The 12,271-nt window shown below is 39.8% G+C and carries 10 protein-coding genes; all 10 read right to left on the bottom strand.

Annotated features, from left to right (window positions below; translation table 11 throughout):
- Positions 1–727 (bottom strand): UTP--glucose-1-phosphate uridylyltransferase GalU (gene galU, locus H5185_RS18225; protein WP_182742806.1); only part of this gene is annotated, 727 nt, incomplete at its 3' end.
- 768 nt (positions 728–1,495) lie between these two features.
- Positions 1,496–2,851, bottom strand: coding sequence for an O-antigen ligase (locus tag H5185_RS18220; RefSeq protein ID WP_182742805.1), 1,356 nt, complete (start codon positions 2,849–2,851; stop codon positions 1,496–1,498).
- Positions 2,851–3,552, bottom strand: a complete 702-nt coding sequence (locus H5185_RS18215) for a hypothetical protein (protein WP_182742804.1) — start codon at positions 3,550–3,552, stop codon at positions 2,851–2,853. The genes H5185_RS18220 and H5185_RS18215 overlap by 1 nt, the downstream gene beginning before the upstream one ends.
- A gap of 3 nt (positions 3,553–3,555) precedes the next feature.
- Positions 3,556–4,290, bottom strand: a complete 735-nt coding sequence (locus H5185_RS18210; protein WP_182742803.1) for a tyrosine-protein phosphatase — start codon at positions 4,288–4,290, stop codon at positions 3,556–3,558.
- Entirely contained in the window at positions 4,287–6,545 is a 2,259-nt protein-coding gene (locus H5185_RS18205) for a polysaccharide biosynthesis tyrosine autokinase (protein ID WP_182742802.1), read from the bottom strand. The genes H5185_RS18210 and H5185_RS18205 overlap by 4 nt, the downstream gene beginning before the upstream one ends.
- A complete protein-coding gene (locus H5185_RS18200) occupies positions 6,545–7,081 on the bottom strand; it encodes a polysaccharide biosynthesis/export family protein (RefSeq protein WP_182742801.1) in 537 nt (178 codons plus the stop codon). Before H5185_RS18200 ends, H5185_RS18205 begins: the two co-directional genes overlap by 1 nt.
- 7 nt (positions 7,082–7,088) lie before the next feature.
- A complete protein-coding gene (locus tag H5185_RS18195) occupies positions 7,089–8,300 on the bottom strand; it encodes an outer membrane beta-barrel protein (RefSeq protein ID WP_182742800.1) in 1,212 nt (403 codons plus the stop codon).
- 591 nt (positions 8,301–8,891) lie between these two features.
- Positions 8,892–10,292 carry an undecaprenyl-phosphate glucose phosphotransferase gene (locus tag H5185_RS18190; RefSeq protein ID WP_182742799.1) on the bottom strand — a complete coding sequence of 467 codons (1,401 nt, stop codon included), beginning with the start codon at positions 10,290–10,292 and terminating at the stop codon, positions 8,892–8,894.
- Positions 10,293–10,446: 154 nt separating this feature from the next.
- A complete protein-coding gene (locus tag H5185_RS18185; protein ID WP_182742798.1) occupies positions 10,447–11,541 on the bottom strand; it encodes a DUF1972 domain-containing protein in 1,095 nt (364 codons plus the stop codon).
- Entirely contained in the window at positions 11,529–12,230 is a 702-nt protein-coding gene (locus H5185_RS18180) for an acyltransferase (protein WP_182742797.1), read from the bottom strand. The genes H5185_RS18185 and H5185_RS18180 overlap by 13 nt, the downstream gene beginning before the upstream one ends.
- Positions 12,231–12,271 lie beyond the last annotated feature (41 nt).

Here is a 12,271-nt window from a genome sequence, read left to right as displayed (position 1 = left end):
TCAGCATATCAATAGCATCAGTTAATTGAATTTCATCACCGGCACCCGGTAAGGTTTTAGCCAGAAGATCCCAAATCTTTTCTGACAACACATAACGACCAACAACGGCTAGGTTAGAAGGTGCTTTTCCAATCTCTGGCTTTTCGACCATATTAAATATTTTAGTCGAGTCACCTGGATTAATCGTTTCACCGTGACAATCGGCAATACCATACTTATTAACTTGGTCATCCGGAACTGGCGCAACCATAATTTGACTGGCATGAGATTCACGATAACGAATCAACATTGACGCTAAGTTTTCGGTACGCTGGTCAGCAGAATACGAATCTAAAATGACATCTGGCAACACAACCGCAAAAGGATTATCACCAATACACGGCTTAGCACATAAAATAGCATGCCCTAACCCTTTAGCTTCACCCTGGCGAACATGCATGATGGTGACGTTTTTAGGGCAAATAGCCTGTACTTCATGTAATAACTGACGCTTAACACGTTTCTCTAAGGTTGATTCAAGTTCGTAAGATTTATCAAAATGGTTTTCAATGGCGTTTTTACTGGCATGAGTTACCAATACAATTTCTTTAATCCCTGCGCTCACACATTCATCAACAATATATTGAATCAATGGCTTATCTACCAATGGCAACATCTCTTTCGGGATGGCCTTAGTCGCTGGTAACATACGAGTACCCAAACCGGCAACGGGAATAACAACTTTCATAAATATCCTTATTTAGCGTGAGCTAATAGCAAAAATAAAAAGGTAAAAAAGAATAAGTGACAATAAACACCCACTATCGTGTCGTTCCAGTATTGCTTCCTACTTCGTCGTTCCAGCAATGCTTTTGAGCCGGAATCCAGGTGTTGGCTTTAAGTATTTAAGACAAAAGTCAAAAGAAACACCTGGATCCCTGATAACAGCTCTCAGGGATGACGAGCGGGTGGAGCATTCAAATAGCAGCACGATTTCGTCCAGTGCCACCCACTATTGTGTCGTTCCGGTATTACTTCCTACTTCGTCGTTCCGGTATTACTACCAACTACGTCGTTCCGGCAATGCTTTTGAGCCGGAATCTAGGTGTTGGCTTTAAGTATTCAAGACAAAAGTCAAAAGAAACACCTGGATCCCTGATAACAGATCTCAGGGATGACGAGCGGGTGGAGCATTCAAATAGCAGCACGATTTCGTCCAGTACCACCCACTATCGCGTCGTTCCGGTATTACTACCAACTACGTCGTTCCGGCAATGCTTTTAAGCCGGAATCCAGGTGTTGGCTTTAAGTATTCAAGACAAAAGTCAAAAGAAACACCTGGATCCCTGATAACAGATCTCAGGGATGACGAGCGGGTTGGGCAAAGCCTAATATGTAGAACCTAGAACCTAAGACCTAGGGACCTAAAAACTAAGAAACATCTGGATCCCCGATAACAGATCTCGAGGATGACGAGCTAAAAAATGATGTAAAAAAACAGAACAAAAATAGTGGCCTACCTAACCTTTTTCTGTGTATCAGAAGGCAAATAACGCACTAACCAGCACAAGGTTAAGATGGTTAAAAAGAGTAAGGTGTTGGAAGGAGACTGAAGATTAAAATCAACAGAAATACGCAGTAGCATATGCACAATAGCCATTGCACAACCAAAGGCGACACCTTTATAGAGTTTATTGTTACGTAAATACATGGTTCGGCATGCCAACCAAAATGCATACAACACCCATAAACCTAAAATAGCTGTCATCACCACGCCGTACTCCACTACAAATTGTACATATTCATTGTGGGCATGATCATAAAAGCCAGAATAGAACTGCGGCTGGTATTGTGGAAATACAGTATAAAAACTGCCGCCACCTGTGCCGGTGAACAAATGCTCTTCAATAATTGGAATGCTATCAATCACCACCTCATCACGAGTTTCTGACGCAAATGAAGTATCATCTAAACGCTGCTTGAGCTTATCAACGCCAAAAATTGAACCAACAATCAACAAATCGAGAATAAAAATACTCACCACTAGAGGCTTAAACAAGGTGGGTGGACGACGGTAAATAAACATCGACAATAAAGACACAAGGCCCAAGGCGGTAAAAAATCCGGCATTGCCCATGCGTGAGCGACTTAAAATTAACCCAATCACCATGATGATGATGGCTAAACGTAAAATAAGTTTACGGCTGAATAATGTCGACAATAACCCAACGATGATGTCTCTAACGTCATGATCATTTTTAGTGGTCTTTAATTCAGATAGCAGCCAACCAAACGCGATAGAAAGACATATCGCCAAATAATTAGCAAAGTGATTTTGATAAACAAACGAACCTCTTGCTCTATCGCCGTCGTGGTAACCAAATATAGGCGATACATCGAGTTGTAATAAATGAATCAAGGTACCATAAAATGCTTGCAAGCAACCTGAAACGATAATCGCAATCAATAACCAACGAAGCGCTCGAGCATGTTGAAAGTATTGAGTTAATAACAGAATAAACAGGCTATAACAGAATGTTTTTAATAATTGCTGAGCAGTTTGATAAGCATCAACCGTATTAATCGCGGGGATCCAATTCAAGATCTGCAAACACAAATAGGCCAGCATCATTCCGGTTGGGATCAGTAAATGTTTTTGCCAACGATATCGTAATAAGAGTGCATTATGTTTAAAACAATACACCACATGGCTAATCGCAAGTACTACGATAACAAACTCTAAAATGGCTAAGGCCCAAATACGATTACTGCCTAACGGAATTGGCATCCACACAATCAATGCGCATATTGCCAATATCATCACGCGATCAAACACCCCAAAAGACTGAGAACTACGTATACGATCATCCATTACCGGCACATATCCTTTTCAATCCATGTAGTATTATTTTGGTTAACATCCACAGGTAAGTACTTGAAGTAGGTACATATAGTCGGCGTCAATTGATATTGTAAGGCGAGCATTTTTAAATCATTGCGCATAGTCCAATTAGCCATTGCAGCAATTTTTGCAGTGCTAAACACCAACTGTTTTTGCGTCGCCGTTAAAGATGACCAATGAGCAAACCCTATCGCTAATATTTGATGCAACACTTCAGGTGTATAAGGGCCATAGTGGAGTGCCTGTTGTAAATAAGGCCAAGCTGCTGCTAAGTCATGCTGAATAAAGGCTAGATTATAGGCATAATCGCTATAAGCATTTGGCCATGTTGGTCGTTGATTAATCGCATCGCGGTAAAGCTGATTAAAAACCTCATTATTGGGGGTAACTAATTGTGAAAAAGCGCCCCACTCCATCACTTTCACTAGCGTGAGCAAATAATGCGGATTCTGATCATCAATTTTAACCGCATAGTCGGCAGCCAATAACGCATTCGAATATTGTAATGATGTCGGTATATTGCCACTTTGCCACTGATCAACGTAAAAACGTGATTTAAAATAGTAGGCATTGGCCAAACCTTTCTGCAACAAAATTGGCAATAAACCCAGCAGAACAAAAATAATAAGTGCGTATGTCACACGCCTTGCAGACCAGGTCATCTTACTCATTCACTACCTCGCCTGTTCAAATAATGAACTAGAAATACTATCCGGCATTGCTGTCGTCATCGAATAAGCATAGTCCTCATCAACTAACTGACGTATGGCATCATAGGCTAAGGCTAACTTAGGCGGGCGACGATTTAACGAATGACAATCGGATGCAACAATCGAATACAGCTTGCGTTTAAGGATATATTCACTCAACTGCTGTGGGCTAGGCCCCATATCACCAATCAGAGATGCGGCGGTTAATTGCAACAAACACCCAGCCTTTACAAAAGGCATAATCCTATCCGGATGTGCTTGCAACTCCCTGTTTCGCTCAGGATGAGCGATCATTGGCAATACATCGTGGGCAAGTAACCACTGGATCAGTTTATCGGTACCCGGTGGAATATGGCTGCTAGGCAGCTCAAGAAGCAACACATTTTTTTGCTGATGATGACCTAAAAAAGGCAGTTGCTGTTGTTCAATAAACTGCAAAATCTCGGGCGTAATACGCACTTCTGCAGCTACGCAAACTTCGATATTAAGATCAGTTAATGCTAATGCATCCGACAACACACCATAAGCGGAATGGATCGTTTGCAAGTTATTGTCAAAAACCCCTAAATGAATATGAGGGGTTGCCACCATACGAGTGACCCCTTGCTCGACGGCTAATGCTATCAAACCAAGGGCTTCATCAATTGATTTCGCCCCATCGTCGATATTCGGCAATATATGGCAATGTAAATCTATCATGCCTTAGTGCTATCCTTGCCTGACTGGTTATTATCCTTTATGGAATAGTCTGCACCATAGGCTTGATAGTAGCCATAATCACCTTGATAACGTTGTGCATCTTTGGTGTTAAATTGATTTAACACCACGCCAAACACTTTACTGCGGGCTTGGTTCAACTTAGCTAAGGTTAACTTAATTGCTTCGCTACGGGTATGACCGGCTTTAACAACCAGTACTGTGGCATCGCACAATGAGGTGATAATTAACGCATCACTAACCGCATGCACTGGCGGGGTATCGATAATAATTTTACCGTATTGGGTTTTAAGCTCGGTGAGTAGTTCAGCAAACTGAGCTGATGCTAATAACTCTTGTGGATTTAATGGCACCGCACCCGCTGGCATCACATCCACATTAGGCTTAACATCTTTTACGATACTGTTATGTATACTGTCGGTACCCGATAACACATTAGCTAGCCCCGGCTGATAGGTGGGTAACCCAAAGCGCATACCTAGGCTAGACTTGCGTAAATCAGCATCGATAATTAGCACTTTCTCCATAGTGGCATAAGCAAAAGCGATGTTCATTGAGGTAGTGGTTTTACCTTCATTTGGATTTGACGAGGTCACTTCAATCGTAGCAAGTTCACTGCCCATGGCCATTAATGACATCGATGTCCGAATGGTTCTAACCGCTTCGGCATGTAAAGGTAAACTCGCATCATAAAAAGCAAAGTTAACTTCTTCATAACTAGTACCTTTTTTCGCTTTCGGCACATAACCTAGAGCTCGTTGCGATAATAATTTTTCGACATCATCACTGGTTTTTATAGTGTCGTTTAATGCATCCAGCACTAGCACTAGCACCATGGCAAAGCCTAAACTGGCCATAAACGCCAAAATAATTATGATTTTTTTCTTAGGTTTTTCAGGTAATAACGGCACAACGGCGCGATCAGTAAAACGTGCCACAGGCGAATCAAAATCACCGGTTACAGCAGTTTCTTTTTGACGAGCTAAAAAAGTATCAAACAACTGTCTGTTGGTATCAACTTCTCTGACTAAGCGCTGATAATCAGTATCTTTGGTACTTAAATTTTGAAACGCGCCCTTTGCTTTACTAAACTGTGCCTCTAAAGCTTGCAGTGTTTGATCTGCAGTTTGGGCCTCATCCTCAATACCTTGTACTAAACGGCTAATTTGCTTGCGTAAATTTTGCTGCACCGTATTAAGTTCAGCTTGGGCAGCAATCATTTTAGGATGTTTAGGACCATACACTTGTTGAAGTTCTGACACTTTTCGTTCAACGAGGACGACTTCACGCTTAACATTTTGAATCGATAAATGCGAGGTCACTTCAGGTAGACTTTCTAGGCGACTAATGTCTGTGGCACCGTAGCGTTTAACCACTGCCATAAAACTATCTGCCTGGGCTTTACGCGACCTTGCAACAGTAATTTCATCACTTAAGCGTTCCAACTCTTTGGCGTCTAATGCGGTTACCCCCTCAACATCAACTAAGCCATTGATTAACTTAAATTGCTCTAATCTCTGTTCTGACTCGTCCAGCTTTAAACGTAAATCTTCTAAGCGCCCACCTAACCACGTATTAACTTTTTGGGTCATACCCAATTTAGCTTCTAACTGACTGACAATATAAGTATCACCTATCGCATTTGCTATCTGTGCTGCAAGTTGCGCATCTGAACTTTCGTAACTAATATTGACAAGCTGAGTTTTACGCACTGGAGATATGTTAATATCTTCTGCAAAATCATCAATCAATTTATGCTTGGCTATATCCTTGCCAATCTGGTTATCAACAGCAGTAGCAACTTCTTCAGGAATAAAATTTAATTGTGACTTGAGCTCAGAAAACCAACTTGGCGGTTGGTTAAAGGCTGGGTGATTAATTAAATCCAATTCATTAAAAACACGCTCGGCTATACTGCGCGATTTAATGATTTCAAACTGGGTTAAATAATATTCTTGTTGGCCAGAATTAATCCCATACACTTCATCAATTTTAATCGCCTTAGCTTGCTCAGACTCAATCAACAAGGTCGAAGACGCGTTATATATTGGTGTCATGCTTAACACCACAAATATGGTTAATGCAGTGACCAATAACGCAAATGCAAAAATACGCCATTTAAATCGTAATAATGGCAACAGCAGTTTTTTAACATCAATAATCTGATCCATTTGCATTGCAGTGGGACTAAGGGCATCACTAGGCAAAGTACTTTGGCGTCTTTCTTGGAAGCTCATTAAAAAAATCTCTGTTCAATAGTAATGGTATCGCCAGCTTGAATTGGACTATTAATTGTGCCGCGTTCAGACTCGACTTTGCTACCCTCGCGAGAAATAGCTATTTTTTCTTGCGAAGCACGCTCCGTAAATCCACCCGCCAAGGCTACTGCTTGATTAACTGTCATCCCCGGCTGATATGGATAGCCTCCAGGCTGTTTAACTTCACCATGAATATAAAAAGGCCGATATTCAACCATCCCCACAAACACATTAGGTTCAACAAAGTAATCACCTTTTAAGCCGCGATACACTATTTGCTCCACCTCTTTAATGGTTAAACCAATTAGTGTTAATGAGCCTAAAAATGGATAATTAATCGTGCCACTGTTAGTGATTTGCGTTTCTAGAGTTAAGGCTTCTTCACCATAAACTTTAATCACTATGGTATCACCTGCACCTAATCGGTAACTCTGGGTTTCGGCATTAGCTGTTATTGGCATTGATGCCAATAACAGCATAAGAGTAGCAGTAAAAAATGTCGCTAAATACTTCATGGCGGTCCTATAAGGTCATTTCAGCATTAATAAAATACACATTGCGATCGAAGGCAAACTGGGTGTCGGTTGAATCGACTTGGTTAATATCAATCCCACTTTTCAAGGTTAACCAACGAGTAACATTGTAATTTAGCCCAAACTGATACACTTTGGTTTTATCTTCACGTTCAATACCTGTGTACACATCTGTAACTTGATTCAAACCGAAAAACGATGAAAATAGTTCACTCCATTCATGGTTCCACTTTATGCCATAACTGGTGGCTCTAATAAAGTCACCAACACCATTAGGATCTTTACTTGCGCGACCTGTGGTCAAATCAATACTTGAATAGGTTAAAGGTGTCCAAGTCACTTTGGCGTCCCAGGACAAACCGCTGAAATCTTCACGGGCACTGTTATCAAAGTTTTTGCGTTGATAACCTATACCAATGCTGCCTTCGGTTGATGCCGTAGCCTGCCACTCAACGCCTACTTTTGCTGTATTGGTTGTACTATCACGATCTCCAGTAAGATCTACAACATCATATGCCGTATTAACGTTTTGAAAGTCAATAAAAATACTGGTTGCTGACTGAGTATCATAATAAAGCGTCGCCCCTAATGTGGTATCAGCATAATTACGATACTGGGTAATAGACTCAAAGTTACTGTACTCTTTACTTAAGTATTTAGCATTAACTCGGGCACGAGCTGGCGTGGTTTTAGCGCCATATTCGTAATAGCCACCGGCACTTAAAATATCAAAGGTATTGGCCTCATCTTGTAGAACACCACTTGTACCCTCAAACACTCCACTGCCTCGGTCTTCGTGACCCACAATATATGCCGCCTCAATATTGAAGCGATTTGACTGATTAAGCTCAACCTCAGATTTAGCTTTTAACAAACCATCCAAGAAATTATCATCACTACTGGAAAAGTAATCACCATACTGAATACCAGCTTCTACTGTATAAACATTGTTGCCGTCTAATAACTGCGCTTGCACAGCTGGAGTGACTGTTAACACCCAGCTACTTAATTCATCCACGGAAGCATTAGCACTAGTAATGTTGTCATCATACTTAAGGCCACCACTTAAACCTGGGATAAAATCAATCCCAGACTCTGTGCGGATAACACCGGCTTTTTCATCTGCAGCAAGAGCTGGATTAGCGATCACTATCGCAGCAACCACAGTCGCGATACAACTTAACTTATACGGTATATTCATGCTTTAAATCCTTATAAAATAAATACATGGTGAATAATTAACACCGACGCAAAGGCGTCAATGCGTAAACTTAAAACTGTTGATATTTTAATTTTTGTCACTTAATCTTGAATGGAAAACTCAAATATTCTCTGATGAGTATCAGCGTCATTATCAAGACAGCAAACGTCATTCCCGCAAGCCACGCTACGTAATCACAGAAAATCCCAGGCCCAGTAACTCCCGAGCCCCCCCGCTCCGTCATGCCCAGGTTAATAAATCCTTGATTGCTGAGGCTCCCGAACCGTCATTCCCGAGATCTTTTATCGGGTATCCATTCTCAGCTTCAACCTTCAAAGTTCACAGCCCCATAATTCCAGATACACAACTCTGTGAATCCTGATGTTCCAGCTCCATCATGCCCAGATTAATAAGTCCGCCATTCCTGAGACTCCCGCACCGTCATTCCCGAGATCTTTTTTTGGGAATCCATTCTCAGCTTTAATCTTTAAAGCTCAACAAGATGGTCCGAGGACATAACAAAATGACCTAAAATAAGTATAACCAGAAGGGAAATGACACGCTATCGAAGTAACTTAAGCAAACAAATGACTAATAAACGTTCTTACCAATAAAGCCTTTAAAAAAGGTCAAAAACACGATTTTAACATCCCACCAAAGTGACCAGTTACGGATGTAAGCAAGATCGAACTCAATCCGTTTTTCCATCTTGTCCAAGGTATCGGTTTCACCGCGCCAGCCATTAACCTGCGCCCAACCAGTAATACCGGGCAATACCTTATGACGCAGCATATAGTAACTGACTAACTTGCGGTATTCTTCATTATGCGACACAGCGTGCGGTCTAGGACCGACTACCGACATATCGCCCTTAAGCACATTAAAAAACTGCGGTAACTCATCTAACGATGTCCTGCGAATAAATGCCCCCACATTAGTAATACGAGCATCACCTTTACTGGCTTGCACCACTTTATTGGAATTCTCAGTCACCGTCATTGAACGAAACTTCCACACTTTAATTTTGCGTCCGTCTAGGCCATATCTGTCTTGTTTAAACAAAATGGCTCCTGGAGAAGATAAATAAACCGCTATCGCAACTGCAATCAAAACAGGAGAAATAGCAATAATCGCGCACAGACTAAAAACAATATCGAAGGTTCGTTTATAAAACCGCTTCATACCGTTAACGGGTGACTCAAACACACTTAATGTGTCGATTTCACCAACACTTCCTATGCGAGCATGCATTAAGTTTTTCAGTAAAAAATCAGGGGTAATTAATACATCGACAGTACTATCACCTAGGGCCAAAATAATATCGGCAATACGCTTTTCAGCCAACATAGGCAAGCACACATACAACTTATCAATTCTACCTGCTGTCGCTAATGCGACCGCGTCATTAATTGATCCTACTATTAATGATGCATCCAGATTCTCTATACGCACTGGTTCTCTATCGTCATAAAAACCAACACATTCAAACCCTAATTCATCATGTTGAATAATTTCATCATATAAATGTTTTCCTGTTTCAGTAAGTCCAACAATCGCCACTTTGTGGACGTTATAGCCTTTTATCCTTCGAATTCGTTTAACTTCTCTAACTAATAGACGCCAGCTCACTAAAGAAAATACTGAAAGAAAAAACCAGCCCGCCATAGTAACGCGTGAATAAACCTCACTATATTTAAATAAAAACAGGACTAAGGTCATTAATAAAAAAGCTATGGTCACAGTAATGAAAACTAAGCGACACATAGTCGAGAAACGACCTAGACGCCAAGAACGGTATAATGCTAGAGACTCACCTATATAACTGTAAAAAAATAATACACCAACAAGCACCAATAGATAATCTTTATCGAATACCTGACCATAACCACGCATGATAATTAGCAATGAAGCAGTAATGATAATGATGTCTATAACACGTAATAAGAAATTAGAACGCGCACCCACAAATTGAAGTTTGGATTGACTATCCATACTAACCGCCCCTTAAATTTATATAAAATGGATGAATTATGTAAAAAAAGAAAATAACTTATTAAAAATAAATATTTACTTTCTAAATTATAAAATTACTAACCATTATTTTTAACTTTAGAATAGAACCATAAATAACAAGCAAAAGGGATGACTATTTATATTTTAAAAGAAGAGATTCATATTGCGACAAAATGAAATCCCATCTAAAACGATCATTAAAATTATTATAAGATTTGTGCTTTTTATCTAAGATAAAATTATCATCTAAATAGTCTCCATCAAAAAATCTTGCCAAATCACCCTCACCAGAGAAATAATATGCACTGTCGTCCGCCACCCATCTATTAAAATTATTATCATGGGCAATTACGGCGCAACCAGCCCCCATAGCTTCAACCAAAGATGGATTTGTCCCGCCAACTTGATGACCATGAATATAGAAACGTGAAAAGAACCTCAAAGCACCTACCGTTTCTGAATCATATATTGCGCCAGGAAAAACAACATCCTCGCTTGCTGCATCCAATATGAGTTTATGATAAGTGTTAATTTCTGGTTGAAAATTCCCCAAAACAACTAGCTTTGTTGATCTTCTAACAACGGAGAATGCTTTAACAATTTCCAAGAAAGAATTTTCTGGTTCAGGTCTAGCAATAACAATTGAATATTGATTCTTTTCTATCCCAAATGATTCTAGTATATATTCGGAACCGTCAGTTACATGTAATGCACCATATGGAATCATTGTTATTTTATCTGAGTTAATTCTTGTTGCTAGACGTTCGGCAATCTTGGGGTGGTCGGCAATAAGGTGACTACCAAACCAACATCCAAAACGTTCATTTAGCCAAAACCATGCTTTGGCAATCATTCCCCACTTTTGACGTTTCCACTCAATCCCATCCATGTTTATGACGTTTGTTTTTCTAAAAATTCTATGAATAAAATTGAAGCAAGCGGTATTGTAACCGAGAGTTAAAAAGACTCCATCATGTTTTAATGAGTGAACGACTGATTTAAAATCAAAAATAATTGTTCCTAGAGGTCCCTGTGTATTAACGGGAATATGGATGCGCTTGACACCATTCCACTCAGTTTCGTAAATACGACCACTTCCATCCTCTTGGCAATACACTGTGACTTGCCAATTCTTGTTAATTAAGTATTCACAAAGATTTTCTGCGAAAGTTTCAAATCCTCCATGTCGGGCTGGAATACCTCTTATGCCTAAAACTATAACGTGCATGATTTTATTTCCTTAATGACTTTTGCAGGTATACCACCAATAACTGAATAAGGAGGAAACTCACCACTGACTACGGAACCCGCTGCAACTACAGAGTGACGACCAATTTTGGAACCCGCGAGGATAGTCACTTTTGCACCTATCCAACAGTTTTCATCAATAAATATAGGTGCCCTTATTGTGCCTTGTTCTTTTATAGGCTTAATAGGATCAGAAAAAATATGATTTTCAGGATGACAACTAAAGTACTGGCCTATGATTGTATTCTTAGAAATAGTGACACCACCTGAACCTCCAATCCTAGCGAACTCACCGATACCAACTCCATCATCAATCCGAATAAAGGCACCTAAATTTGTAATATCAGAAGATACAACAAACTTTGAAAAGTCACCAATTGAAACTGAACTACCAATTACAACACCTATATCCCCCAAACAACTAATTGAAACATGATTTCCAATAATGCATTTATCCCCTAAAACAAGTTTCCTCTTACATATAATAGAAACACCTTTACCTATCACATTTAACTTCATAGGATTTTGAAAATGAAAAAAAACACTTCTAAAACCAGAGAGGATAAGGTTATTTAAAATAAAAAATGCATCAAACTCTAAAACTCTACTATCTAACAAATTCAATTTGCCTCTTCGAGACATCAACCTTTCGAGTATTTTTTTAAACATTTGTAAACCTGACTATTATTATAAACAAATAAGTATTAAAC

It is taken from the genome of Shewanella sp. SG44-6 (assembly GCF_014164185.1).
Lineage (GTDB): Bacteria > Pseudomonadota > Gammaproteobacteria > Enterobacterales > Shewanellaceae > Shewanella > Shewanella vesiculosa.
The sequence above is the reverse complement of the archived record's forward strand: the minus strand, read 5'-3'. Positions and strand labels throughout refer to the sequence as shown.

Excerpts from the sequence above, each read along its gene's own strand:
- H5185_RS18220 (WP_182742805.1), bottom strand. The coding sequence starts at position 2,851 with ATGGATGATCGTATACGTAGTTCTCAGTCTTTTGGGGTGTTTGATCGC.
- H5185_RS18190 (WP_182742799.1), bottom strand. The coding sequence starts at position 10,292 with ATGGATAGTCAATCCAAACTTCAATTTGTGGGTGCGCGTTCTAATTTC.
- H5185_RS18215 (WP_182742804.1), bottom strand. The coding sequence starts at position 3,552 with ATGAGTAAGATGACCTGGTCTGCAAGGCGTGTGACATACGCACTTATT.
- H5185_RS18205 (WP_182742802.1), bottom strand. The coding sequence starts at position 6,545 with ATGAGCTTCCAAGAAAGACGCCAAAGTACTTTGCCTAGTGATGCCCTT.
- H5185_RS18200 (WP_182742801.1), bottom strand. The coding sequence starts at position 7,081 with ATGAAGTATTTAGCGACATTTTTTACTGCTACTCTTATGCTGTTATTG.
- H5185_RS18185 (WP_182742798.1), bottom strand. The coding sequence starts at position 11,541 with ATGCACGTTATAGTTTTAGGCATAAGAGGTATTCCAGCCCGACATGGA.
- H5185_RS18195 (WP_182742800.1), bottom strand. The coding sequence starts at position 8,300 with ATGAATATACCGTATAAGTTAAGTTGTATCGCGACTGTGGTTGCTGCG.
- H5185_RS18180 (WP_182742797.1), bottom strand. The coding sequence starts at position 12,230 with ATGTTTAAAAAAATACTCGAAAGGTTGATGTCTCGAAGAGGCAAATTG.
- H5185_RS18210 (WP_182742803.1), bottom strand. The coding sequence starts at position 4,290 with ATGATAGATTTACATTGCCATATATTGCCGAATATCGACGATGGGGCG.